A 23,662-nucleotide genomic window follows, 5' to 3' on the forward strand; every position below is an offset into this window, starting at 1 on the left:
TACAAACCGGCAGGTCACCCCCAGCTGGTGCCCTGCTCCTTCGCCACCAGCTCGAACGCGGTGGCGCCGTCCAGAGACTCCCGGATGATGTCGGCATGCCCGGCGTGCCGGGCGGTCTCACGGATCAGATGCAGACAGACCCAGCGCACGGAGACCCGCCCCTCCGGCGGGAACCACGGGTCGTTCGGCAGCGGAAAGGTGTCATCGAGACTAGGCACCGACCTGATATATGCCTCGGTCTCGGCGGCGACCTCCTCCCAGTAGGCGAGCTGCGACTCGACGGTCTCCCCGTCGACGAGCTGGAACGTCTCGTGCCAGTTGCTCTGGTCCCGCTGAATGGCCGGCGGCTCCTGCTTGGCCCGAGCGATCCAGGACTGCTCGACCTCGGCAACGTGCTTGAGCAACCCTGACAGGGAAAGCTCACTGGCACTGGGCCTACTGGCGGCCTGCTCCTCGCTCAACCCGAGCAACGCCCGCCGGATACCGCCCCGTTGCTCCTCGATGAACGAGAGCAGCGCCCCGCGCTCGTCGCCCCGCGTCTCCGCCGCCACATGCGTGACCATGACCGTCACCTTTCGCCGGTGCCGGCAGGAAGCCCGTCCCCCTGCCCGACACCGACGAAGCTACGGGCCATTGAGGTCAGTTTCTGTCCTCAATGGCCCGGGCTACGACAGCGCGCTCGAAAAATCAGCCGATCAAGGGATCAGAACGGGAACCCGCTCCGCCCGTGCTGCACCGAGATCCACTTCAGCGTGGTGAACGCGTCCAGCATCGTGTCGCCGTTGAGACGGCCGAGCCCGGAGGACTTCTCACCGCCGAAGGGAACGATCGGCTCGTCGTGGACGGTGCCGTCGTTGACGTGGAACATGCCCGTGTCGATCTGCTTGGCGAAGTTGACGCCCCGCTCGATGTCCCCGGTGTGCACCGCGCCGCTCAGCCCGTACGGCGTGTCGTTGACGATGCTCACCGCCTCCTCCTCGCCGTCGAACGGGATGAGGAAGGCGATCGGGCCGAAGACCTCCTGGCGGAGCAGTTCCGAGTCGGCGGGCAGGCCGGTGAGGACCGAGGGCGCGACGAGGTTGTCGACGGTCTCGCCATGCACCAGCGCCGTGGCGCCCTCCGCGATCGCCTGCTCGACAACGCCCGAAAGGGCGTCCGCCTGCGAGGAGTTGATGACCGGACCGATCACGGTCCCCGGGTCGCGCGGGTCGCCGACCTTGAGGGACTTGACCTTGGCGACGAACTTCTCGGTGAACTCGGGGGCGATCGACCGGTCGACGAGGACACGGTTCGCGGCCATGCAGACCTGGCCCTGGTGGACGTACCGGCTGAAGACCGCCGCGTCGACCGCGTAGTCGATGTCGGCGTCGTCGAGGACCACGAGGGCGCTGTTGCCGCCGAGTTCGAGGACCGAGCGCTTGAACTGCGAGGCGCAGACGGTCGCGACATGGCGGCCGACCTTGTCGGAGCCGGTGAAGGAGATGACCTTCGGGATCGGGTGCTCGATGAACGCGTCGCCGATCTCCGCGATGTCGGTGATGACGACGTTGAGCAGTCCGCCCGGCAGACCCGCGTCCTCGAAGATCTTCGCGACCAGGGAGCCGCCGACGATCGGCGTGTTCTGGTGCGGCTTGAGGACCACGCCGTTGCCCAACGCCAGTGCGGGGGCTACCGACTTGAGGGAGAGCAGGAACGGGAAGTTGAACGGGCTGATCACGCCCACCACGCCCACCGGAAGGCTGTAGACGCGGTTCTCCTTGCCGTCGACCGGCGAGGGGATGATCCGGCCCTGGGGGCGCAGCGCGAGGTGGATCGCCTCGCGCAGGAACTCCTTGGCGAGGTGCAGTTCGAAGCCGGCCTTGAGGCGCGTGCCGCCGAGTTCGGCGATGATCACCTCGGCGATCTCCTGCTCGCGGTCCTCGATGAGCCGCAGGGCCTTCTCGAACACGGCCCGGCGGGCGTAGGGGTTGGTCGCGGCCCACGTCTTCTGGGCCCGGGCGGCGGCCTTGTACGCCTCGTCGACCTCGTCGACCGTGGCGATCGTGATCGACGCCAGCTTCTCGCCGTCGTACGGGTTGAAGTCGATGATGTCCCAGGAGCCGGTGCCCGGGCGCCATTCACCGTCGATGTACTGCTGAGCCAGGTCGGTGAAGTAGGACGACATGTGTGATCCCTCAATCGCTAGCAGACACGATCAACAGCAGACCCGATCATCGATCATCACGGTCTGATCACACGTCATCGTACTTGTGTTTCAAGAGAGTTGGAGAAGTCCCCGGAGAAGATCCCGGCTCTCGTCCGGGCCAGGGCTGTCCTGCTGGAGTTCCTTCAGCGCCTTCTCGTACTGGGCCACGTCCTCGGCCTTGTCGAGGTACAGCGCGCTGGTGAGCTGCTCCAGGTAGACGACGTCCGACAGATCGGACTCCGGGAAGGAGAGGACCGTGAAGGCGCCGGACTCGCCGGAGTGCCCGCCGAAGCCGAACGGCATGATCTGTAGCCGGACGTTGGGGTGTTCGGAGACGTCGATCAGGTGCTGGAGCTGACCGCGCATCACCTCGCGGTCGCCGTAGGGGCGGCGCAGGGCGGCCTCGTCCAGGACGATGTGGAAGTCCGGGGCGTTCTCGTTCACGAGGTACTTCTGCCGCTCCAGGCGCAGTGCCACGCGCCGCTCGACGTCGGCCTCGCTCGCGCCCTTCATGCCGCGCCGGACGACCGCGCGGGCGTAGGCCTCGGTCTGGAGGAGTCCGTGCACGAACTGCACCTCGTAGGCGCGGATGAGCGAGGCGGCGCCCTCCAGGCCCACATAGGTGGGGAACCAACTGGGCAGGACGTCGGAGTAACTGTGCCACCAGCCCGCTACGTTGGCCTCCTTCGCGAGGGAGAGGAGTGAGATGCGCTCCGCCTCGTCCGTGATGCCGTACAGCGTCAACAGGTCCTCGACATCCCGCGTCTTGAAGCTCACTCGCCCCAGCTCCATGCGACTGATCTTGGATTCGGAGGCACGGATCGAGTACCCCGCGGCCTCGCGAGTGATCCCACGTGCTTCCCGCAGTCGCCTGAGTTGCGAGCCGAGCAGCATCCGCCGCACCACCGATCCGGGCTCTCCCGCGCTCACGTTCGCCAAGCCTCCCCAACCGTCTTCAGGGGCCGCAGTCTGCCACTAAAACACTTCGAGCAGTACTCGTTCGATTACAGAAATGGAAAGAAGAGGCTCCTGTTCACAGGAAGTTGTCAGGAAGCCGTCAGGAAGAAGCAAGGCCGGAGCGCGAGAACGGCGTGAAGTTGGCGGAAAAAATGGCCAACAAGCGGTACGGGAGGGTCCAATTCGGTCAGCTGCACGTGCATCTGCCCTTGCATCTGCCCTACGCATCCGAAACCATGGTCTCGCGCCACCGCTGCATCGCAACGACCGCGAATTCCCGGGAGTGCCTCGCATGGGGACGAATGGATCGACCATGCTCAAGCCGTTACGGCAGGGCCTTCCACCGCTGGACCCCTCGGCCGTGTCCAGCGCGGCATCGTGTTCTCTGCCCGCCCGCTACGAAGCGGTGCGCGAGGCACGGCAGTTCACCCGCCGCACCCTCGACCAGTGGGACATAGGCGACCGCTTCGACGACGTCTGCCTGGTCGTCTCCGAACTGGTCACCAACGCGCTGCGGCACGCGCTGCCGGCCAACACCCCGCGCGCCGTGGAGCAGGGACCGCCGGTACGGCTGCATCTGATGCGGTGGACCGAGCGGCTGGTGTGCGCGGTGCGCGACCCCAGTCACGACAGTCCCGTCGCCTGCGACTCGGAGGACTTCTCGGCGGAATCGGGCCGCGGCCTGTTCCTCGTCGACTCGTTCAGCGACGGCTGGGGCTGGCACCCGCTGGCGGGCACGCTCAGCGGCAAGGTGGTCTGGGCGCTGTTCCAGCTGCAACCGGACTGTCTGCGCAACGAGACGTGAGAACCGCGGCGCTTTTTCGCGCCGCGGTTCTACGCGCGTTGTGGGCGCGCTGTGGGCCCGGTGTCCTGCGGTGACCGCTATCCCGCTATCAGGTGGTCGAACTCGCCGTCCTTGATGCCCAGGAGCATCGCCTCGATCTCGGCGCGCGTGTAGACGAGCGCGGGACCGTCGGGGAAGCGCGAGTTGCGTACCGCGACGTCGCCGCCGGGCAGCCGCGCGAACTCCACGCAGGAACCCTGCGAGTTGCTGTGCCTGCTCTTCTGCCAGGCCACTCCGTCCAGCTGCGTGGCAGCCATGCCGTTGTGCACGTCGTACCCCAAGTACACGCTGTCAACGCGGTGGTCCACAGGTCGCTCCCGGTTGTGCACTGGCTGGTGTGGCCATTGATGCAGTGGTCAACTGTTCCGGATCATAGCCCTGTTCATGTGCAGATGCATGGGCAGATGCACGTGCACGCGGGGTGGTCCTCCGGTTACAGCTTTGACGACTGCTTTACCGATGCCGTTCCAGCGTCTGCCCCGGTCCTGGCGGGACATGTACTAGTGAAGACGCGTACGGGGGCTCTTGTGTTCCGGGAGCGGGACGGCTATCGGATTGCGTAGGGCAACAATGCCATCTCCCGGGCGTTCTTGATCGCGGCGGCCAACTGCCTTTGCTGCTGGGCGTTTACGCCTGTGACGCGGCGACTGCGGATCTTGCCGCGGTCGGAGACGAACTTCCGCAGCAGGTCGGTGTCCTTGTAGTCGATGTACGTCACTCCGGCCGCGTCCAGTGGATTGCGGCGGGACTTGGCAGTCTTGCGCTCGGGCTTGCGGGGCACGGTCAGATCTCCAGGAGGGTGTCGAAGGCGGGCGGGAGCCGCTTCCAGGCGGCGCGGCCGGCGGCGTACTCGATGTCGGTCAACAGGCAGTGGTCCAGGAGCCGTTCGAGGCCGTCGCGGTCGAGGGCCGGGGACGTGAAGACGAGGTGCTGGCAGCGGTCGCCGTGCTCCGGGTGCCAGTCGAGCGCGGCGGCGGCACGGCGTACCGGAGGCACCAACTCCCAGGCGGCGTCCGGCAATGAGGCCAGCCACGGCCCCGCGCCCTCCACGCACAGGGCACCGCCCGCCGCGTCCCAGTGGAGCAGCGAGTCGGGCTTGTCGGCGAGCCAGAACCGGCCCCGGCTGCGGGCCGCCGCACAGGTCAGGTCCTCCAGCGCCGCGTACAGCCGCTCCGGGTGGAAGGGGCGGCACCGATGCCAGACGAAGGTGCTCACCCCGTACGCGTCGGCCTCGACAGGAAGCAGGGCACAGGCGGGATGCTGCGCGGCGGCAGCGGCCTCGACGTCGAACCCGGCGAGGGCGGCGACCCCCAAGTCACCTCTCCCCAGCGGTATTTGCAGGGCCGTCGGATGCAACTGCCCCAGTAGTTCCCGGTCTTCGTCATCCGCCTCCTCCGAGTCGAGGATCGCGAGGACGGGGGCGTACTCCAGTTGGCGGGCGAAGGTGTCGGCGATGGTGCGCTGGTCGGTGGCGGCCGCCGCGAGGCCGGCGTCGGCGAGGTCGTCGCCGTTGCCGAGGCAGGGCAGGAGCAGGGCCGGGTCGACGGCGGTGATGACGCCGGTGACCGCAAGGCCGCCGGAGGTGATCACCTCGGCCATCGCCTTGGGCTCGACCGAGTCCCACAACTCGACGATCGCCAGGCGGACTTGACCGGTCGCCGCCAGCCTGCGCAGCTCCGGGACCAGGTCCTCGCGCAGGGCGCAGCACGCGCAGTCGTCGACGAGAGGAGTCTCGCCGGCGTCCAGGATGCCCGTGGCGTCCCTGACCGTGCGGACGACCGTGCCGACGGCGGCCGTGGCGAGGTCGTGGTGGAGTACGACGGCGCCGGGGACGTCGTGCAGGAGTTGGGCGACGGTCGCCCGGCGGGCGTCGGCGTGCAGGCCGGCGACGATCACGACGGAGAGGTCGGACACGGTCAGTCCTGCTTTCCGTACCGGCGCTCGAAGCGCTCCACGCGACCGGCCGTGTCCAGGACGCGGGCGGTGCCGGTGTAGAAGGGGTGGCTGACGTTCGAGATCTCGACGTCCACGACCGGGTAGGTGTGGCCGTCCTCCCACTCGATCGTCTTCTCGCTCGTCATCGTCGAGCGGGTGAGGAAGGCGTGCCGCGCGGCCCGGTCCCGGAAGACGACGGGGCCGTAGGGCGGGTGGATGTTCTCGCGCATCCCGGTCAGCGCTCCTCTCGGAAGTCGACGTGGCGGCGGGCGAGCGGGTCGTACTTGCGCAGGGTCAGGCGGTCGGGGTCGTTGCGGCGGTTCTTGCGGGTCACGTAGGTGTAGCCGGTCCCGGCGGTGGACCGGAGCTTGATGACCGGGCGGAGTTCGTTGCGAGCCATGCTGATACCTTACTGAAAATGAATTCCATTAACAGCATCGGCTACGGCCCCGATCGAGGAGAGGTACGTCACCCGTGTCCGCCCACTGCATGCTGACCGGCGCACAGCCCGGCTTCGGCAACCGCATCTCCCACTCCCACCGGCGCACCTCGCGCCGCTTCGACCCGAACATCCAGTCCAAGCGCTACTGGCTGCCCGGCGAGGGCCGTTACGTACGGCTGCGCCTGAGCACCAAGGGGATCAAGACCGTCGACGCGATCGGCGTCGAGGCGGCCGTGGCCAGGATCCGGGCCCGCGGGGTGCGGGTCTGATGGCCAAGAAGAGCAAGATCGCGAAGAACGAGCGGCGACGGGAGACCGTCGCGCGGTACGCGGCGCGGCGGGCCGAGCTGAAGGAGACCATCCGGCGACCCGGCTCGACCGAGGCCGAACGGGCCGCCGCCCAGCGCGAGTTGCGGGCCCAGCCGCGCGACGCCAGCGCCACCCGGGTGCGCAACCGCGACCAGGTCGACGGGCGGCCCCGCGGCTACTTCCGCGCGTTCGGACTGTCCCGGGTGAACCTGCGCGGGCAGGCTCACAGCGGATACCTACCCGGCGTCCGTAAATCCTCCTGGTAGGCCCTGGTAGCTTGCTGCGGTCGTCCGGCCAAGGCCGACCGGACGGCCGTCCGGCTACAGCTTGGGAGCTACCAGTGACTACGGCGATTTCGACGGTGTCGACGGTACGGATCGCGGCGGCTGCGGCCGGTCTGGCGGGCGCGCTCGTCCTGACCGCGTGCAGCGGCGACTCCAAGGACGACTCCTCGTCCACGCCGAGCGCGTCCGCGAGCTCGGCCCCGACCGCGACCTCGACCTCGACCGCATCCGCGGACTCGGGGGGCGCCACCGGCAGCAGCCCGTCGGCCGCCTCCGACGGACTCCAGGGCAGCTGGCTCGCCACGACCGACGGCAAGGCCGTCGCGCTGGTGGTCACCGGCAAGCAGGCCGCCCTGTTCACCACCGGCGGAAGCATCTGTAGCGGGACCGCCGGCGAGGAGGCGGGCATGCAGATGATCCACCTGAAGTGCACGGACAAGAGCACGACCCGGGCGACCGGAATGGTCGGCTCCGTCAGCAAGTCGGGCCTCGCGGTCACCTGGTCGGGCAGCCTCGGCAAGGAGACCTACACCAAGGCGGAGGGCGGAAAACTCCCGTCCGGACTGCCCACGGCGGGCCTCGGGTCGTAGCGCCGTCCCGGTCGTGGCGGCGGACCGATGCCGGGTGCGGGATGATCCCCTCATGCGCACCATTCCCCTCGCCGTCACCGCCGTCACCGCCGTCGCGTCGGCCCTGCTCCTGACCGCGTGCGGCGGTAGCGGCGGCTCCTCCGGCGACAGCAAGAACGGCTCGGCCTGCTCCTTCGACGGAGTCGCCGTCCAGGTCGGTCCCGCCAGCACCGCCCCGTCCGCGGGCGACACGGGCGAGGTGCCCGTCTCGCTCACCAACCAGAGCAAGCCGTGCACCCTGGACGGCTTCGCCGGCGCGACCCTGGAGGGCGGCGGCACCAAGGTCGCCCTCGCCACCCAACAGGGCGCCAAGGTACAGAAGTTGAAGCTCGCCAAGGGCGACGCGGCGTCCTTCACCGTCACCTACGTCCGCGGCAAGGCGGGCGACAAGCTGAGCCTGGCCGCCACCAAGCTGGTCATCACGCTGCCCGGCAGCAGCGACAGCGCGAGCTACAAGTGGTCCTACGGCCCCGTCCAGGGCAAGGGCTCCGCGAGCGACTCGGACGCCTCGGTCAGCGCCTTCACCCAGGCCGGCGACTGACGCCCGCCCCTCAGTCCAGCCGCGGCCGGGCCCCGACCTGGGCCCGGTCGGCCGCCTCGGCGCCCTGCGTCCAGCCCGCCTCGTCGCTGACCCCGCGCAGCCGGGTCGTGGTCGTCTCCGGGAACATCTCGTCGAGCCGGCCCGCGACAGCGACCTCGCGGGTGGCGAGCACCGGCAGCAGATCGTCGCTCACCTGTGTCCGGGCGGCCTCGGCCAGCCGGGTCCCGATGCGGTGGGCGTAGGCCGCGAGGAAGGACTGCCGGAAGGTCTTGGTCCGCCGCCGCCCGCCCGCGCGCTGGGCGGCCTCCGCCTTCGTCATCGCGGTCGTGGCCTGCACCAGCAGCGAGGTGTACAGCAGCTCGACCACCTCCAGATCCCCCTCGAACCCGACGACGGTCGAGAACCCGAAGGCCTCGCTCCACACCGCCCGGCAGTGGTTCGCCCCGGCGACCGCGTCCAGCAGCACCGCCTTCGCCTGCTCGTACGGCGCCTCGACCCCGATCCGGCAGGCACCGGGCGCGTCCTTGGCGGGCGCCTGCGCGTCGAGCAGCGCCTCGTCGATACTGTGCCGCGCCATCAGCTCCTGCGCCTTGGCGCTCAACGCCTCCGCCTCCTCAGGGAACCCGGTCGCCTCCGCCTTCGCGAGCAGCGCGCGGATCCGGGTGAGCATCCGGGACGCGGGCCGCCCGCCGTCGTGCCGCCGTTTCGGCTCGTCCAGAGGTTCGAGACTCGGCAGCCGCAGCAGCAGCCGGTACAGCTCCAGCACGGTGGTGGCCTGCGTGAAGCGGTCGGCGCGGGCGGCCGGCGCGGCGGCCAGTTCCTCCAACTGCGCGGCCCAACGCGGGCCGCGCGCCCGGTCGTCGGCCGCCTGCGCCCGGATCAGCTCGGACAGCAGCCGCACATGTACGTCGTCCAACTCCCGCCGCACCAGCCGTACGACATCCGCGGGCTGCCAGCCGCGCCGCCAGGCCGCCGCGACGAACTCCCGCCCGCGCCGGTCGAGTTCGGCGTCGGCCGCGGGGTCGGCGGCGAGGATCGAGGCGCCCGTGTCGAGGGCGTCATGGGTGTCGGCGTAGAGGGCGGCCTCGAAGGCGCGCTCTACGGTTCCGGTCGTACTGCTCACCCGTCGATCGTGCCATGGGGCGGCGGGGAGGGGTGACTCCGAAAAAGTGTGTCACTTCCGCACGAAAGTGACACACTTTTTCGGAGTGGGTAGCGCCGACCCCACTTCCGGGACGCCCACTGCTGGTCGTGCCCTGAGGGAGTGTGGCGGTCGCGCGGGCCGGACGACGGTCATGGTCACCCACGATCCGGTGGGCGCACAGGCTCCGGCACCGGTGCGTTTCGCGTCCTCGCCGGTGGAGGTGCGGCGCGGCCCGTCGCTCGCCCGGGTGTCGAAGAAGCTCACTCATCCACACCCTGTGGACAACCAACTCCTCGCCGAATTAAGGACGTTGGGAACGGTCAACATGGACGGCGACGGCCGACGGGACGCCGTCGGAATAGACGCACCGGTCGCGGCGGTACGGGCCGTCGTCAACGGCCGGGCACGCGTACTGACGGGAGACGACCGCAGGCTCGCCGACCCGGCCCAGCCACGGCGCGCGACGCCGAACTGCTCGTCTCCGTCGTCGCGCTGCTCGGCACGGCGGCCGGGGTCACCTCCTTCGCCTTCGTGATCGCCCTGCGCAGAAGGGAGTTGGGCCGCGCCCCGGCTGCTGCTGGCGGCCGGACTGGCCCTGCTCGCCCGGTCGTTGTGGACGGACCCGGCGGACCTGCTGAAACGGAAGTCGTACACGACCCGGCCGATGCTCCTCATCACCGCGATGGCGACCCTGGCACCGGCCGTGACCGGCCCCGTCGTACGACCGCTGGTACGACTCCCGGGCGCCACCGGCCTGCTGATCCGCGAGAACACCGCGGCCTCGGTCCGCCGAACAGCCGCCGTGGCGGCGCCGGTTCTGGTGACGGTCGCGCTGGCAGGTTCGCTGCTGGGATCGGCGTGGACGATCGCAGGGGCGAAGGCGACGGAGGCACGGGAGCGGACACGGGCCCAACTCGTCTTCACGGGCGCGAGGTTGAGGGTCCCGACGGTCCCGGGGGCGACGATCTCCGCATCCGCCTCGACGGCGGTCTTCGTACGGGAGGACGCTACGGCGCTCATCCGGTCCGACGCTCGCGCCGTACGGGATGTACGGGCGTTCACCGAGGTCACACGGTTGCCGGTGGTCGCCGGTGACGTAAGGGAGTTGGACGACCGGTCGATCGTGGTGAACGAGGAGTGGCGGCAGCACACGGTCGGCACCTGGGTCCGGGTCTGGCACGGGGCACCGGGGACAACGGCGCCTACGTGACGGCGGCGGGGGCGACGATGGACCGACTGGAGGTACGGGTCGCGGGCGGCGCGGCGGAACGGGCCAGGGTGACACGCGAGTTGAGGACCTCAAGGGGCACGGTACGGAGCACGGCGGCATGGCTGGCGGAGACGTATCCCCGGCCGGGACGACTCGGACTGTTCATGGTCCGGGGCATCTCCCTTATATACGCGGGGATTTCACTCGCGACTGGTGGCCGTAGGGGTGGGGCCGGGCTCGGGGCGGGGCGGAAGTCGTGTTGGCTGTGACCGCAAGGGCCTACTACGACAAGGGGGACTCCGTGCAGTTGCGCAATGTCACAGAGGACGACGTCGACGCCTACATCCAGATGCGCTGCGACCCGGTCATGATGGCCGATCTCGGCGGCCCTCTGCCGAAGGAACGCCAGCCCGACAAAGTACGTCGAGACGCCGCTGAGGCGGCGGCCGACATCAGCTGGATCAAGATGATCGTTCCCGATCCGGACGCTCCCGCCGTGGTGGCCGGGTCGGTGACCATCTGGTCCGACGACACCGACGAAGGGCCGGTCTCAGAGATCGGCTGGATGATCCTGCCGCGATTCCAGGGCCGCGGCCTGGGTAAACGCGCGGCCCGAACCCTTCTCGAACAGGCTCGGGACGAAGACCGCTGGGGAATGGTGCACGCGTTTCCGGCGACGAGCAACGCGGCCTCCAACGGCATCTGCCGATCCCTCGGCTTCCGCTTCGTCACCGAGCGGAACGTCACGTTCGCGGACCGGGTTCTGCGAAGCAACCACTGGGTCATCGATCCTCACACCGACCTGAAGTCAGCCTGACAACAGCAGGACGGCCGTCAACCCGGGGTTGACGGCCGGAGACTGTCAACCTAGGGTTGACACATGACGACCGATCCGAACATCACCTCGTCCGTACGTCTCGACGACCTCATCGCGGCCATCAAGAAGGTCCACCCCGCGCCGCTCGACCAGCTCCAGGACGCGGTCATCGCCGCCGACCACCTGGGCGACGTGGCCGACCACCTGATCGGGCACTTCGTGGACCAGGCCCGGCGCTCGGGCGCCTCCTGGACCGACATCGGCAGGAGCATGGGGGTCACCCGGCAGGCCGCGCAGAAGCGCTTCGTGGCCAAGGAGTCCGCGGACCTCGACCTGAGCCAGGGGTTCAGCCGCTACACCGTCCGGGCCCGTAACGTCGTGATGGCCGCCCACAACGAGGCCATCGCCGCCCGCAACCCCGAGGGCCGCCCCGAACACCTCGTCCTCGGTCTACTCGCCGAACCGGACGCCCTCGCGGGCAAGGCGATCACCGCACAGGGGATCCTCCTGGACGCCGTACGCCAGGCGGCGACCGAGGCGCTGCCGCCGGCCGCAGACGAGGTCCCGGACCTCGTCCCGTACGGTCCCGACGCCAAGAAGGTCCTGGAACTCACCTTCCGCGAAGCGCTGCGCCTGGGCCACAACTACATCGGCACCGAACACATCCTGCTCGCCCTGCTGGAGCACGAGAACGGCGAGGGCGTGCTCAACAGCCTGGGCATCGACAAGCCCACGTCCGAACGGCACATCGCCGAGCTGCTGCACCCGCTCCAGGGCTGACGGGCCGACCTCAGAACTGGCTGGTGTCGAGGTCGAACCCGAGCGGTTCCGGCAGCGCCACGGTCTTGGAGATCTCGATCTCGGCGGCACGCGTGTAGCGGTCCTCCGAGGGCTCGCTGTAGACGATGACCGTCCCGGCCTCGCGGTCGATCAGCAGGTAGCAGGGGATGCCCGCACGGGCGTAACCGCGGAGTTTGGGCCCGCGGTCGTTGGCCGCGGTGGACTCGGAGGTCACCTCGCCGACAAGGACGACGGGCGCGGGGTCGTGATAGCGCCGGTCGTCGGCGAAACTGCCCTTCGGGGCGATCACCAGGTCGGGGATGACCTTGCCGGTGTCGGACGCTCCCGGAACGTGCAGACCGAGACCGGTGTAGCGACCGTATTCCTTTCGATGATCCCGGACCTGGCCGGTGACCTCGGACACGATCTCTTCATGCTCCCCATTTGCCGGAGGCACCACGTGGATCTTCCCTTCGATCAACTCCACGCGCCAGCCCTCCGGGGCGGCGGCGTCGAACGCATCGAAGGCGGCCTCGACGGACGCGTCCATGCGCCTCTCCTCCGTCGGACTCGGATGAGGACTCAGTCGACGCTCGGGGGCGGTCAGTGCCACGGCGGACCTCCTTCGTACGGAGCGACCCGCCCAGCATAGGTGAGAGGGTCACCCGCGAGCCGGTTCGCGCAGGTCGGGGCCGTTGTCAGACCCGCGTGCCACACTCGCGAACATGACCGATCGCTGGGCGCTCGCCCCGGCCGAGGGCGGTGGTGTCGAGGTCGCCGCGCTCGGTCCGGACGGGCTGCCCGGGCCGGTGTTGTGGGAGCCGGATCTCGTCGGGGCCGTACGCGGTCGGCCCGACGTGAGCCGATGGGTGTGGCGGTCCACCGCCGAGGTGTATCCCGCACTGCTCGCCGCGGGAGTGCGGGTGGAGCGGTGCTACGACGTGGAGGACGCCGAGACCCTCCTGCTCGGCCACGAGGGGCGGCACGGCGAGCCGCGCTCGGCCGCCGCCGCGCTGGCCCGGCTGCGCGGCGGACCCGTACCGCCGGATCCACCGCAGCGGGCCGCCGAACCAGGCTCGCAGTCCTCGCTCTTCGAACCGCAGAGCGTCCGTCTCCCCCTCGCCGACCTCCTCGCCGTGTACGCCGAGCAGCAGCGGCGGCACGACACCACCGAGCACCCCGACCGGATGCGGCTGCTCACCGCCTCCGAGTCGGCGGGCATGCTGGTCGCCGCCGAGATGAACCGGGTGGGGCTGCCGTGGAGCGCCGACGTGCACCGGGAGCTGCTGCACGAGTTGCTGGGCGAGCGGTACGCGGGTGGGGGTGAGCCGCGGCGGCTCGCCGAGCTGGCGGACGAGGTGTCGGCCGCGTTCGGGAGGCGGGTGCGGCCCGACCTGCCCGCGGACGTCGTCAAGGCCTTCGCGCGGGCCGGGATCAAGGTCAGGTCGACCCGGCGCTGGGAGATCCAGTCCCTCGACCACCCGGCGGTGAAACCGCTGCTGGAGTACAAGAAGCTGTACCGCATCTGGGTCGCCCACGGCTGGTCCTGGTTGCAGGACTGGGTGCGGGACGGGCGGTTCCGGCCCGAGTTCCTGGCCGGCGGCACCGTCACCGGGCGCTGGGTCACCAACGGCGGGGGCGGACTCCAGATCCCCAAGGTCATCCGGCGGGCGGTGGTCGCCGACCCGGGCTGGCGGCTCGTCGTCGCCGACGCCGACCAGATGGAGCCCCGGGTGCTCGCCGCGATCTCCCGCGACCCCGGGCTGATGGAGGTGGCCGGCCGCCCGACCGACCTCTACCAGTCCGTGTCCGACAGCGCCTTCTCCGGCGACCGCGACCAGGCCAAGATCGCGGTGCTCGGCGCGGTCTACGGCCAGACCTCCGGCGACGGCCTCAAGAACCTCGCCGCGCTGCGCCGCCGGTTCCCCAAGGCGGTGGCGTACGTCGACGAGGCCGCGCGGGCCGGTGAGGAGGGGCGGCTCGTGCGGACCTGGCTGGGCCGGACCTGCCCGCCGGTGGCCGGGGGCGAGGAAGCGGCGGAGGAGGCGGGCATCCCGCAGGACGACCCCGCCGCCACCGGCTCCTCCCCCGCCGACCAGGGCTGGGTGCCCGGCTACGCCTCCACCAACTCCCGCGCCCGGGGCCGCTTCGCCCGCAACTTCGTCGTCCAGGGCAGCGCCGCCGACTGGGCCCTGCTGATGCTCGCCGCGCTCCGCCGGTCCTGCGCGGAGCTGGCGGCCGAGCTGGTCTTCTTCCAGCACGACGAGGTGATCGTGCACTGCCCGGAGGAGGAGGCCGAGACCGTGGCCACCGCGATACGGGAGGCGGCCGACCTGGCCGGACGCCTGACGTTCGGGGAGACACCGGTCCGCTTCCCCTTCACCGTCGCGGTCGTCGAGTGCTACGCCGACGCCAAATGACGAACGGGCGCTACGGCTGTCAACGCGCGTCACCCTGCGACAACAGCTCACCCAGCTCCCGCACGACCGCCTTCTCGTCCGTCCCGTCGAGCGCGCCGAGGGCCACCCGCCACTCCTCGTACGCCTCCTCCGCACGGCCCTGTTCCCGTAGCAGCAGGCCGAGTTGGTGCCGGGCGAGACCGCCCATGTAGCGGTCGGCGCGGGCGTCCGCGCGGCGCAGCAGTTCCGCGCACTCGACGTCGGCCGCCTCCGCCCGGCCGAGCAGCCGCAGCGCCCGGACCAGTCCGAGCCGGGTCTGCGACTCGCCGTGCCAGTCGCCGCGGTCGCCGAGAATGCGCAGGCTCTCCTCGAAGTGCGGTACGGCGGCGGCCGGTTCGCCGAGGGCGAGGTGGGCGTAACCGATGTTGCAGTGCGCGGAGTGCTGCACGATCACCGCGCCGATCCCGACACCGATGGCCAGCGAACGCCGGTGCTGCTCGATGGCGGCGCGCGGGTCGGTGTGCTCGTACAGGTTGCCGAGATGGCTGTAGGTGACGGCCTCGCCGTACGGGTCGTCCAACTGCCGTGAGTACGCGAGACTCTGGCGCAGCGCGACCCCGGACTCGGCGTGTCGGCCCAGGCCTTCGAGGAGGAGGCCGCGGTTGTTGAGGCACCGGCGGATCCAGGAGGTCGCGTCGAGCCGCCACCAGATCGCCAGCGCCTGGTCGTTGAGGCCCAGCGCCTCGCTCTGCCGGCCGGTCAGAAAGTGCAGCCCGGCGAGATCGCCCAGCGCGTACGCCTCCGCCGCGTCGTCCCCGAGCCGTTGCGCCGCGCCGAGACCGACCCGCCCGAGCACCTCCATCTCGGCGACCCGGCCGCCGCGCAGCACATACGGGAAGAGCAGCCGGACGAGTGTCGAGACCTGGGCGTTTCTGCGGTGGTCGCGGCTGTCGCCGTACCGGCTGACAAGTGTCACCACATTCTCCAGCTCCAAGTCCCCCCAGGCGAACGCCTCCTGGGAGTCCTGGAAGGGAGCGACGGCCACCACCTCCGCCGCATGCCCGGGGAGTTGAGCCGCGGTCGGCCGACGCCGGTCGTCCTGATCGAGCCCCGGTTCGACGATCGCGGTGAGCGTCCGCTCGGCAACGGCGGCGTACCAGGCAAGGGCTACGTCGGCGAGGTCACCCTTCCCTTCCATGTCCCCCATATCCCCCATGTCCCCCTCCTTCCGCGCCAGTTCGCGGGCGAAGTCGCGGATCAGGTCGTGGGGGGTGTAGCGGCCGTATGCCGTTTCCTCCAGGAGGGCCACGTCGACCAGGCGGTCGAGGGCGGCCTCGGCCCGGCGTTCGCCGGTGGTGGTGAGGCGGGCGAGCAGGGGGGCGCCGTAGGCCGGGAGGTCGAGGGCGCCGATGTGGCGCAGGGCGAGGGCCGCGTCCCGGTCGGTCTCGCGGCCGGAGGCGGCGAGCGCGTCGTGGGCCACCGCCAGGGAACGCCGGACGCTGAGATCGTCGTACTCCAGGTGGTGCAACCGGCCCTCGGTGGCGGCCAGTTGACCGGCCAGGACACCCGGGGTGAGCGCCCGGCGCGCGGCGAGGCGGGCGGCGACGACGCGGAGCGCGAGCGGGAGGCGGCCGGTGAGTTCGACGAGCGGGTGGTCCGCGCCGAGACCCTCCCGGCCCGACACCGCGCGCAGCAGTGCCGCGCTGTCCTCCCCGGAGAGCGGGGCGAGCGGGAAGCGGCGGGCGCCGTCGAGGGCGGTCAGCGGCGAACGGCTGGTGACGAGCACCGCGCAGCCGGTGCCGCCCGGCAGCAACGGCCGTACCTGGGCGGCGTTCCCGGCGTCGTCCAGCACCATCAGCGTACGGGTGGGAGCCAGCAGCGAGCGCAGCAACGCGGCCGCCGCGTCCGGGTGTTCGGGGATGTGCCGGGGTTCGGCGCCGAGGTCACGGAGCAGCGCGTGGAGGGCCTGGCCTGCGGTGAGGGGGGCCATGCCCGGGGTGGCGCCGTGCAGGTTCACGTACAGCTGCCCGTCGGGAAAGCGTTCCCGCAGCGCGTGCGCGGTGTGCAGGGCGAGGGCGCTCTTGCCGACGCCGGCCATGCCGCTGATGACGACCAGGGGGTGCGAGCCGGGTTCCGCGGAAGGCCGCGCGAGGATGTCGCGCAGGGCGTCGAGGGTGTCACCGCGACCGGTGAAGTGGGCGGGCGGGGGCGGGAGTTGGGCGGGGCGGGGAGACGGGGGTGGATGGGCGGCGGTCGCACCCGGCGCGGCGGGTACGTCCACCGGTTCGTCCGCGCCGACGCCCGCACCGGCCTCGACGGGACCGGCCTCGACGGGACCGGCGTTCCCGTCCCGGAGCGCCACCCCGCGCAACACCTCCACATGCGCCTCCCGCACCCCCGCCCCCGGCTCGATGCCGAGTTCCTCGATCAGGCGGTTGCGCAGGTCGCGGTGGACGGCCAGGGCCTCGGGCTGGCGGCCGGTGCGGTGGAGGGCGAGCATCAGCTGGCGGTGGTAGCCCTCCCGGAGGGGATGGTCGGCGACCAGCGCGGCCAACTCCGGTACCAGCGCGCCGAGTCGGACACCACCGAGGGCCAGCTCCGCGTCGTAGCGCCATTCGAGGGCGAGGAGGTGGGCCTCGGTGAGGCGTTGGGCGAAGGCGTAGCCGCCGAGTTCGGCGGGCAGGCCGCTGAGCGGGGTGCCGCGCCACAGCGCGAGGGCCGCCGTGCAGGCGCGGACGGTCCGGGGCCAGTCCCGGTCGGCGTGCGCGGCGCGGGCCGCGGTGACGTGGGACTCGAAGACGTGGACGTCCAACTCGCCCTCGTCGACACGGAGTTGGTAGCCCGGTGGAACGGCGCGCAGCCGGTCCGGGTCGTCGAGGAGGCGGCGCAGCCGGGTCACGTGGTTATGCAGGGAGGCGTGCGCGGAGGCCGGCGGTGAGCCGCCCCACAGGGCGTCCTTGAGGGCGTCGACGGAGACGACCCTGCCCGGTTCCAGGAGCAGCGCGGCGAGCAGGACCCGCACCTTGGTGCCGCCGATGGGCTGCACGAGGTCGCCGTCACGGCCGTAGAGGACAGTCGTGCCCAGCAGTCCGAACCGCGGCTCGCACCGCATCACACCGACCCGTCGCCCTTCCGCGCGGCCCTGTCGGCCGTGCTCCGCGGCGGAGTTCTCCGCCGTCCCTGGCGGATTTCCGCCCTGTACCCGGCGGTTTCCCGCCAGTCCGGCCCGGTCGCAGAGGGCCGGGATCCGCTACCGTACCCGGCCTCTCCCGCTGCCGCGCGGCGACTTCAGGCCATCCGTCCCCGGAGCATCGGGCGCACCGTTGGCCACATGTTAGCGATTCGTTGGCGCGACCTGATGTGATCACTTCATCGGATCTGGCCCGACGGCGCGCGCGTACGACGCGCAGCTCGGGGGAGTGTCGCCGTCGTGGCCGGGTCCGGGGACGCGAGAGGGCCCCGGTCGGCGGAGGTGATCGACCGGGGCCCTCGTCCCTTACGTCTGCTACATCTACGGTGCCGCGGATCAGATCACCGGCGGGCGGCCCAGCCGCGTCAGCCGCCACACCGTCCGCCAGCGCATGGCCCGCCGCTCCCCCGCCGGTTCGCGCACCCCCTCCACGAACCCGCCGAACCAGGCCCGCAGCCCGCCGAGCGACCGCGTCCGGACGAGGGTGAGCAGCGTCCACACGCCCAGGTGCACCGGGATCAGCGCGAGCGGCAGCCGCCGGCGGACCAGCCAGACCCGGTTGCGGGCGGTGACGCGGTAGTAGATGGCGTGCCGGGCGGGCGAGGTCTTGGGGTGCTGGAGGAGCAGTTCGGGGGCGTAGCGGATGTGCCAGCCGGCGTCGGCGGCCCGCCAGGCGAGGTCGGTCTCCTCGTGCGCGAAGAAGAACTCGGCCGGCCAGTCCCCCGTCTCGGCGAGCATCGCCATGCTCAGCGCGTGGCCGCCGCCGAGGAACCCGGTGACGTATCCGCCCCGCATCGGATCCCCCGCGCCGACCCTCGGCACGTGCCGCCGCTGGGTCTCGCCGTGCTCGTCGGCGATCCGGAACCCGACGATGCCGAGGCGGGGTTCGGCCGCGTACAGGTCGCGGACCCGGCGCAGCACGTCCGCGTCGACGAGGAGTCCGTCGTCGTCGAGTTCGACCACGACGTCCACGTCCCCGAACTCGCGCAGCCGGGCCAGGCCGACATTGCGTCCGCCCGGGCAGCCGAGATTCTCATCGAGATCGACGGTGGTGACCTCGCCGGGCAGGGAGAGCCGGTCGGCGAACTCGGGGAGCCGGCAGCCGTTTCCGACGATCACGACGCGGGTCGGCGGAAGGTCCTGCTTGGCCACGGATTCGAGGAGCGCGTCGACCTCGGCGGGCCGGTTTCCCATGGTCACCACGGCGACGGCGATCCTCGGTTCCACCACGTCCCTCACTCCATCCGGCCATCCGGCGATGTCCGCGCCCTGACCGCGCAACACTCGCCGTTCACCAAGATGTTGCCTCAAGTCGGCAGGTGGCTACGACTCAAGTTCATTTTGCGGGACCTTTGTTGGGGCTTTGCCGGTTTTCCCTCCGCCGCACGAATTTCAGCCCCGACCAGTCCTCCCCCAGCGCGGCCACCTTCACATCCACCACCCCCAGGGGGAGGAAAAGGTCGCGGAGTCCGTTCTCGGTGATGTCACTGACATGGCCCGCGGCCTTGCGGGGCCAGGCGATCCACAGCATGGCGCTGTCGTCGAGACCGAGGACGAGTTCCATCCCCTCCGCGTCCAGTTCCTTCCACTCCCGGTAGAAGGCGACGGTGACGTCCGCGTCGCGCGTCCCGCCGTCGCCGACCTCGCAGTCGTCGGGCAGCCCGGGAATGTCCCACCCGCCGGGCGCGTGCCGCAGCCGGACCCGGTGCCCCGGCTTGACGCCGATCTTCTTGGCGAGGGGGGTGGCGGAGTAACCTCCGGCCGCTGTAGGGGAGTTGCTCATGCCTTGATCTCCGTTCACACCGTGACACCGTCCGCTACGACAACGGCGCCCCGCCTCGGTCGAGGCGGGGCGCCATACCTGTATACGTGACGGTCAGCCCGCGATCTCGAAGGTGGCGGCCTTGGACACGAACACCGTGCCGCCGTCCTTGGCCGTGGCCAGCGTCGAGACGTTCCAGGTGCCCTTGGGCGCGTCGGCCGCCTCCTTCTTGGTGACCTTGAAGGTGTAGGTGCAGCGCGAGGTGTCACCCGAAGTGCTCCTGCACGTCGCGGAGTCGACGTACCGGAGGTCCGCCTTTGTCGGCGCCGGCTTCGAACTCGCGGGCCAGGCAATGACCTTGAGGCCGCGGATGCCCGAGTCGTCGGTGACGTCCACGGTGTAGGTGAAGGAGCCGTCGGCGCTCGCGGTCGGGGCCGTGTAGCGGGCGGAGCCGTTCGTGAGGGTCGGCTCGGTGGGCGTGGAGGCGGCCGACGCGGCGAGACCGCCGGCGACGACTCCGCCGACCGCCGCGACACCGACGAGCGAGGACAGGAGAGCGCGCTTGGACATGGAAACGGACATGGGAGATCCCCCTGTGGGTGGTGTGGGTGGTGTGGGAGACGGTGGTCGACCGCTTCCCTCGATGTGATCGAGCCTAGGAGCGGGGCGGGGCGCGGTCCTCCGGCTGAAGGACGGTTGCCGCCTCGAACCAGAGATAGAGAGTCCCGGGGCCGCGATCCCCCTCCAGCCTGAGCCGGGCCCCCCACCTGCGCCCATAGCCTTTGAGTGCCATGAAACGAACCGACGACCGGCTGCTCCCGGTCCTGCTGATCTGCGCCCAGGCCCTGGTGTGGCCGGTGGCTCCGCTGCTGCGCGGCACCGTGCCGACCGCGGCCGACCTGCTCGTGGCCGCCCTGGTCGCCGGACCGGTGACGGCCGCGCTCGCGCTGCGCCGCGGCCGCCCGGTGACCACGCTCGTCGTGGTCGCGGCGGCCTGCGCGGTGGGCGCGGGACCGCTGCCCGTCGGCGCGATGGCGCTCTTCGGCACCGTGGGCGTGGCACTCGCCCTGTTCTCGGTGGCGGCCGGGCGCGACACCTTCACCACGGTCCTGTGCGTGGTCACGCTCGCCCTCTGGCAGCTGCTCCAGAACATCAACCTGAACGGCCTCAGCGACAACAACGGCCTCGACCTCGTCCTGACCGCCCTCCTCTACGCCACCGCGTGCGGCGCGGGCATGTTCGTACGGCGCACCCGGCGCACCCGGCGAGCGGCCGAACTCCTCCTGAACCGCGCCGAGACCGAGCGCCACCGGCTCCCGGCGGCCGAACGCCGCCGTATGGAACGGGAGTTGCACGACGTCAGCGCCCACCACCTCACCGCCGTGGTCGTCACGGCCGGCGCCGCGCTCGGCCTGCGCGAACGCCGCCCCGAACTCGCCGCCGAGGCACTGGAGTTCGCGACCGAGACCGGCCGCGAGGTCACCCGCGCACTCGGCGCGGTCCGCGCCCCGGCGCCCTCGCGCGAAGAACTCCCCTCCCCCGAGGAGCGGTTGCGGGCCCTGATCGCCGGCTTCCGCCGCCTCGACCAACCCGTGGACGCCGAGATCGACCCCCTCCCCGACGGCGCCCTCGCGGACGCGGCCTACGGCATCGTCCGCGAGGCCCTGACCAACGTGGCCCGCCACGCGCCGGGCGCGCGCACCACGGTGCTCTGCCGCTACGGCGACACCGGCACCGACGTCGTGATCACCAGCGCGGCCCCGCCGACCGGCACCCCGGCCCACGGCGCGGGCCTCGGCGGCGGCCGCGGCCAGGGCTTCCTCCGCTCCCGCGCCCGCGAGGCGGGAGGCACCCTGACCACCGGCCCCACGGCGGAGGGCGGCTGGGAGGTACGGGCGACCCTGCCCGGCCGTACGGCGGGCCCGGTGGAGCACTCCGTCCCGCCGAGCTACCGCGTGGCCCAGGTCGTCGCCGCGTTCGGCCTGTGCGTACAGCCCCTCCTACCGATCCTGATCATCCGGTCGGACTCGGCACCGGGCAGCGGTTCGCATGTGTCGGCGGGCGTGCTGTTCGCCTTGCTGGCGGCCGCGCAGGCGGTGGCATTGCTGTGGCTGGGAAGGGCGCGAGTCCTCGCACAGGGTGCGTTGTTGGGGTTGGCGTTGTTGTGGCCGGTGGCGATGAGGGTGGGCGCCTATACGGGCCCGGTGGTGGTGCCACTGGTACTGAGTGCGGTGGCAACTTGCGTCGCGGTAGTGGCTCTTCAGGAGCGCGGCGCTGTATCGATCAGCGGCTCCGCCGCGGGGCGCGCCCAGCCCCCACCGGCCCGCACCTACCGACGACCTCAAGTCCCCTTCTTTCTCTTCCCAGTTGCAGCAACAGCCGCACACGCGACGGCGTTGACGATAGCCGTACTGCACCGCGGCACAACTCTCCCCACCTGGGCGGTAGTTCTGTTCGCCACGGCAGGGACGTCACTGGTGACGGCCACCGCACTCCGGATCGGAACCCTGCGCCGGCAACGCGCCACCGCAGTCCAGGACACCCAAACCCAACGCCTCGCCACCTGGACGGAAGAAGCCGTACGAGACGCCTGGGCGGAGCGCCGCCGCATCGCCGCCGGTCTCGAATCCACCGTGCTGGCCCGCACCGCCGACATGATCGCGGAGGCACAGGCAGGCCGACTCGACGCGACAGCGACCCGCGCCCGCGAGGCCCTCACCGCGATGCGCGCCCTCCTGGACGCGGTCCGCGACGGCGACACGGCCGCCGAACTGACCCCGCAGCCCACCCTCCAGGCTCTCGACCTGCTCGCCCACCAGTGCCGGGCCACCGGCCGCGACGTGGAGATACGGCTCACCGACCGCGTCCCGGAACGCCTCCCCACCGAGGTCGACCTCGCCGCCTACCACGTCGCCGAGACCCTCCTCGCGACCGGCGACGACGAACCCGCCGTACTCGAACTCGACGCGGCCGACGGTACGTTGACGATCACGGCCACCGGCGTGCCCCGCGCCGCCGAACCCGCCGTACGGGACCGGCTGACGGCGCGGATCGCGCCGCTCGGCGGGACCCTGACGACCGGCCGCCCGCCGGGCACGGTCCACCTCCGGCTGCCGTTCACCGCGGTGCCGGACGACGAGGAGAGACAACGATGAGCCTCAGGGTGCTGGTCGTCGACGACCAGGGCATCGTCCGGGCGGGCTTCGCCGCAGTGATCGACGCCGAGGAGGACATGACAGTCGTAGGAGAGGCGGCGGACGGCGCGACCGCGGTGACCCTCGCCGCCGAACTGGCCCCCGACGTGGTCGTGATGGACGTACGGATGCCGGAACTCGACGGCATCGCCGCGACGAGGATCATCACCGGAAAGGAGAACGCACCCCGAGTCCTCGTCCTGACCACCTTCGACCTGGACGCGTATGTCTTCGACGCCCTGCGCGCGGGGGCCTCCGGCTTCCTCCTCAAGGACGTGCACGCGTCCGAACTCCTGGACGGCATCCGGGTGGTGGCGAGCGGCGAGAGCGTGCTCGCGCCGTCGGCGACCCGTCGCCTGATCGGCCACTACGCGTCGGGAGCGGGCACGGGATTCCACCCCAACTCGGCCTCCGACTCCCCTGGTTCCGGCCCGCGCGAACTCGAAAGCCTCACCGAGAGCCAGCGCAACGTCCTCGGGCTGCTCGCCTCCGGCCTCAACAACGCGGAGATCGCAGGGGAGTTGGGCATCACGGTCGGCACCGTCAAGTCCCATGTGAACGCCCTGCTCCGCAAACTCGGCCTGCGCGACCGCGTCCAGGCCACGATCCTCGCCTACGACCTCGGCATCACCCGCCCGAACCCGCCAGGCGCGGACCACCTCTGACGTTCTCGCCCTCGCCCTCGCCCTCGCCCCAGGAGCCCATTCCATGACAGGTACCGATGCTCACGCCGCCCGTTCCTCGCTGCACCGACTGGGCCGGAACCTCCGCAACCCCTTCGCGCTCGCCTACCTCGCGCTCTGCGCGGCGCTCCTCGTCTGGGCGATCGTCGCCACCGTCGCCGCCGACTCGGACGGGGCCATGGCCGCCGTCGTCCCCCTCATGGCCACCGCCCCGGCCAGCCTCGTCCTGCTCGCACTGCCGGGCGGCGCCGCGGTGTTGATCGTCGCGGTCGTCCTCGGCGCGCTGGTCAACGCGTCGATCATCGGCTGGTGCGCCCGCGCGCTGACCCGCGGCAACCGCCCGGACGCGACGCGCTGA

At 71.1% G+C, this 23,662-nt stretch carries 28 protein-coding genes; 13 read left to right on the forward strand and 15 right to left on the reverse strand.

Going from position 1 to position 23,662, the window contains the following annotated elements; translation table 11 throughout:
- Nucleotides 1–14: 14 nt before the first annotated feature.
- The 3 genes from ACWIHT_RS24960 to ACWIHT_RS24970 form a co-directional block, all read right to left on the reverse strand.
- Complete coding sequence (locus ACWIHT_RS24960) at nucleotides 15–563, reverse strand: DinB family protein (RefSeq protein WP_456170439.1); 549 nt, start codon at nucleotides 561–563, stop codon at nucleotides 15–17.
- 140 nt (nucleotides 564–703) lie between these two features.
- A complete protein-coding gene (locus tag ACWIHT_RS24965; protein WP_456170440.1) occupies nucleotides 704–2,164 on the reverse strand; it encodes an aldehyde dehydrogenase family protein in 1,461 nt (486 codons plus the stop codon).
- Between the two features lie 90 nt (nucleotides 2,165–2,254).
- Nucleotides 2,255–3,079 carry a helix-turn-helix domain-containing protein gene (locus tag ACWIHT_RS24970; RefSeq protein WP_201055384.1) on the reverse strand — a complete coding sequence of 275 codons (825 nt, stop codon included), beginning with the start codon at nucleotides 3,077–3,079 and terminating at the stop codon, nucleotides 2,255–2,257.
- Between the two features lie 355 nt (nucleotides 3,080–3,434).
- Between ACWIHT_RS24970 and ACWIHT_RS24975 the strand changes: the two genes are divergently transcribed.
- Nucleotides 3,435–3,947, forward strand: coding sequence for an ATP-binding protein (locus ACWIHT_RS24975; protein WP_399122192.1), 513 nt, complete (start codon nucleotides 3,435–3,437; stop codon nucleotides 3,945–3,947).
- A gap of 77 nt (nucleotides 3,948–4,024) precedes the next feature.
- Here the strand turns inward: ACWIHT_RS24975 and ACWIHT_RS24980 are convergent, their stop codons facing one another.
- From ACWIHT_RS24980 to rpmG, 5 genes are all read right to left on the reverse strand, one after another.
- Nucleotides 4,025–4,243 (reverse strand): DUF397 domain-containing protein, encoded by a 219-nt coding sequence (locus ACWIHT_RS24980; RefSeq protein WP_051105974.1) that lies wholly within the window; start codon nucleotides 4,241–4,243, stop codon nucleotides 4,025–4,027.
- A 290-nt stretch (nucleotides 4,244–4,533) separates the two neighbouring features.
- Entirely contained in the window at nucleotides 4,534–4,767 is a 234-nt protein-coding gene (gene rpsR / locus ACWIHT_RS24985; protein WP_456170441.1) for a 30S ribosomal protein S18, read from the reverse strand.
- Between the two features lie 2 nt (nucleotides 4,768–4,769).
- Nucleotides 4,770–5,900, reverse strand: a complete 1,131-nt coding sequence (locus ACWIHT_RS24990) for a CobW family GTP-binding protein (protein WP_456170442.1) — start codon at nucleotides 5,898–5,900, stop codon at nucleotides 4,770–4,772.
- 2 nt (nucleotides 5,901–5,902) lie between these two features.
- The gene (locus ACWIHT_RS24995; protein WP_019070240.1) at nucleotides 5,903–6,151 is read right to left on the reverse strand and encodes a type B 50S ribosomal protein L31; all 249 of its coding nucleotides are present in this window, start codon (nucleotides 6,149–6,151) and stop codon (nucleotides 5,903–5,905) included.
- A gap of 5 nt (nucleotides 6,152–6,156) precedes the next feature.
- On the reverse strand, nucleotides 6,157–6,321 hold the full coding sequence (rpmG, locus tag ACWIHT_RS25000) for a 50S ribosomal protein L33 (protein WP_200715960.1): 165 nt from the start codon (nucleotides 6,319–6,321) through the stop codon (nucleotides 6,157–6,159).
- Nucleotides 6,322–6,395: 74 nt separating this feature from the next.
- Between rpmG and rpmB the strand changes: the two genes are divergently transcribed.
- The 4 genes from rpmB (at nucleotide 6,396) to ACWIHT_RS25020 (ending at nucleotide 8,125) form a co-directional block, all read left to right on the forward strand.
- Nucleotides 6,396–6,632, forward strand: a complete 237-nt coding sequence (rpmB, locus tag ACWIHT_RS25005; RefSeq protein ID WP_200715959.1) for a 50S ribosomal protein L28 — start codon at nucleotides 6,396–6,398, stop codon at nucleotides 6,630–6,632.
- Nucleotides 6,632–6,937: a 30S ribosomal protein S14 gene (rpsN, locus tag ACWIHT_RS25010; RefSeq protein ID WP_456170443.1), complete on the forward strand. Its 306-nt coding sequence runs from the start codon at nucleotides 6,632–6,634 to the stop codon at nucleotides 6,935–6,937. The genes rpmB and rpsN overlap by 1 nt, the downstream gene beginning before the upstream one ends.
- A 74-nt stretch (nucleotides 6,938–7,011) precedes the next feature.
- On the forward strand, nucleotides 7,012–7,545 hold the full coding sequence (locus ACWIHT_RS25015; protein ID WP_456170444.1) for a hypothetical protein: 534 nt from the start codon (nucleotides 7,012–7,014) through the stop codon (nucleotides 7,543–7,545).
- Nucleotides 7,546–7,597: 52 nt separating this feature from the next.
- Nucleotides 7,598–8,125 carry a DUF4232 domain-containing protein gene (locus tag ACWIHT_RS25020; RefSeq protein WP_456170445.1) on the forward strand — a complete coding sequence of 176 codons (528 nt, stop codon included), beginning with the start codon at nucleotides 7,598–7,600 and terminating at the stop codon, nucleotides 8,123–8,125.
- Nucleotides 8,126–8,135: 10 nt separating this feature from the next.
- On the opposite strand, the gene ACWIHT_RS25025 is transcribed toward ACWIHT_RS25020, so the two are convergent.
- Nucleotides 8,136–9,248, reverse strand: coding sequence for a DUF2786 domain-containing protein (locus tag ACWIHT_RS25025; RefSeq protein WP_456170446.1), 1,113 nt, complete (start codon nucleotides 9,246–9,248; stop codon nucleotides 8,136–8,138).
- Between the two features lie 172 nt (nucleotides 9,249–9,420).
- Here ACWIHT_RS25025 and ACWIHT_RS25030 point away from each other — a divergent pair, with 172 nt between their 5' ends.
- Together ACWIHT_RS25030 and ACWIHT_RS25035 are read left to right on the forward strand one after the other, a co-directional pair.
- Nucleotides 9,421–9,804: a hypothetical protein gene (locus ACWIHT_RS25030; protein ID WP_456170447.1), complete on the forward strand. Its 384-nt coding sequence runs from the start codon at nucleotides 9,421–9,423 to the stop codon at nucleotides 9,802–9,804.
- Nucleotides 9,805–9,933: 129 nt separating this feature from the next.
- Nucleotides 9,934–10,479 carry a hypothetical protein gene (locus ACWIHT_RS25035; RefSeq protein ID WP_456170448.1) on the forward strand — a complete coding sequence of 182 codons (546 nt, stop codon included), beginning with the start codon at nucleotides 9,934–9,936 and terminating at the stop codon, nucleotides 10,477–10,479.
- On the opposite strand, the gene ACWIHT_RS25040 is transcribed toward ACWIHT_RS25035, so the two are convergent.
- On the reverse strand, nucleotides 10,472–10,645 hold the full coding sequence (locus ACWIHT_RS25040) for a hypothetical protein (RefSeq protein ID WP_456170449.1): 174 nt from the start codon (nucleotides 10,643–10,645) through the stop codon (nucleotides 10,472–10,474). The genes ACWIHT_RS25035 and ACWIHT_RS25040 overlap by 8 nt on opposite strands.
- Nucleotides 10,646–10,780: 135 nt before the next feature.
- Here ACWIHT_RS25040 and ACWIHT_RS25045 point away from each other — a divergent pair, with 135 nt between their 5' ends.
- Both ACWIHT_RS25045 and ACWIHT_RS25050 read left to right on the forward strand, forming a co-directional pair.
- Entirely contained in the window at nucleotides 10,781–11,296 is a 516-nt protein-coding gene (locus ACWIHT_RS25045) for a GNAT family N-acetyltransferase (RefSeq protein WP_456170450.1), read from the forward strand.
- 63 nt (nucleotides 11,297–11,359) lie between these two features.
- Nucleotides 11,360–12,076, forward strand: coding sequence for a Clp protease N-terminal domain-containing protein (locus ACWIHT_RS25050; RefSeq protein WP_456170451.1), 717 nt, complete (start codon nucleotides 11,360–11,362; stop codon nucleotides 12,074–12,076).
- Nucleotides 12,077–12,086: 10 nt separating this feature from the next.
- Here the strand turns inward: ACWIHT_RS25050 and ACWIHT_RS25055 are convergent, their stop codons facing one another.
- Entirely contained in the window at nucleotides 12,087–12,626 is a 540-nt protein-coding gene (locus tag ACWIHT_RS25055) for a Uma2 family endonuclease (RefSeq protein WP_456170452.1), read from the reverse strand.
- 175 nt (nucleotides 12,627–12,801) lie between these two features.
- Between ACWIHT_RS25055 and ACWIHT_RS25060 the strand changes: the two genes are divergently transcribed.
- Complete coding sequence (locus tag ACWIHT_RS25060) at nucleotides 12,802–14,496, forward strand: bifunctional 3'-5' exonuclease/DNA polymerase (protein ID WP_456170453.1); 1,695 nt, start codon at nucleotides 12,802–12,804, stop codon at nucleotides 14,494–14,496.
- A gap of 19 nt (nucleotides 14,497–14,515) precedes the next feature.
- Here the strand turns inward: ACWIHT_RS25060 and ACWIHT_RS25065 are convergent, their stop codons facing one another.
- The 4 genes from ACWIHT_RS25065 to ACWIHT_RS25080 all read right to left on the reverse strand — a co-directional run bounded on the left by ACWIHT_RS25065 (nucleotide 14,516) and on the right by ACWIHT_RS25080 (nucleotide 20,009).
- The gene (locus ACWIHT_RS25065; protein WP_456170454.1) at nucleotides 14,516–17,587 is read right to left on the reverse strand and encodes a BTAD domain-containing putative transcriptional regulator; all 3,072 of its coding nucleotides are present in this window, start codon (nucleotides 17,585–17,587) and stop codon (nucleotides 14,516–14,518) included.
- A gap of 414 nt (nucleotides 17,588–18,001) precedes the next feature.
- Nucleotides 18,002–18,895, reverse strand: a complete 894-nt coding sequence (locus tag ACWIHT_RS25070; RefSeq protein ID WP_456170456.1) for a glycosyltransferase family 2 protein — start codon at nucleotides 18,893–18,895, stop codon at nucleotides 18,002–18,004.
- 106 nt (nucleotides 18,896–19,001) lie between these two features.
- Nucleotides 19,002–19,448, reverse strand: coding sequence for a DUF3052 domain-containing protein (locus ACWIHT_RS25075; RefSeq protein WP_456170457.1), 447 nt, complete (start codon nucleotides 19,446–19,448; stop codon nucleotides 19,002–19,004).
- Nucleotides 19,449–19,541: 93 nt separating this feature from the next.
- Nucleotides 19,542–20,009: a DUF5707 domain-containing protein gene (locus tag ACWIHT_RS25080; RefSeq protein WP_456170458.1), complete on the reverse strand. Its 468-nt coding sequence runs from the start codon at nucleotides 20,007–20,009 to the stop codon at nucleotides 19,542–19,544.
- A gap of 209 nt (nucleotides 20,010–20,218) precedes the next feature.
- Between ACWIHT_RS25080 and ACWIHT_RS25085 the strand changes: the two genes are divergently transcribed.
- From ACWIHT_RS25085 to ACWIHT_RS25095, 3 genes are read left to right on the forward strand one after another with little or no spacing between them, the layout of a single operon-like run.
- Nucleotides 20,219–22,582 carry a histidine kinase gene (locus ACWIHT_RS25085; RefSeq protein ID WP_456170459.1) on the forward strand — a complete coding sequence of 788 codons (2,364 nt, stop codon included), beginning with the start codon at nucleotides 20,219–20,221 and terminating at the stop codon, nucleotides 22,580–22,582.
- Nucleotides 22,579–23,286, forward strand: a complete 708-nt coding sequence (locus ACWIHT_RS25090; RefSeq protein ID WP_456170460.1) for a response regulator — start codon at nucleotides 22,579–22,581, stop codon at nucleotides 23,284–23,286. Before ACWIHT_RS25085 ends, ACWIHT_RS25090 begins: the two co-directional genes overlap by 4 nt.
- A gap of 43 nt (nucleotides 23,287–23,329) precedes the next feature.
- Entirely contained in the window at nucleotides 23,330–23,662 is a 333-nt protein-coding gene (locus ACWIHT_RS25095; protein ID WP_456170461.1) for an SCO4225 family membrane protein, read from the forward strand.

This window comes from Streptomyces sp. NPDC002276, from assembly GCF_053891435.1.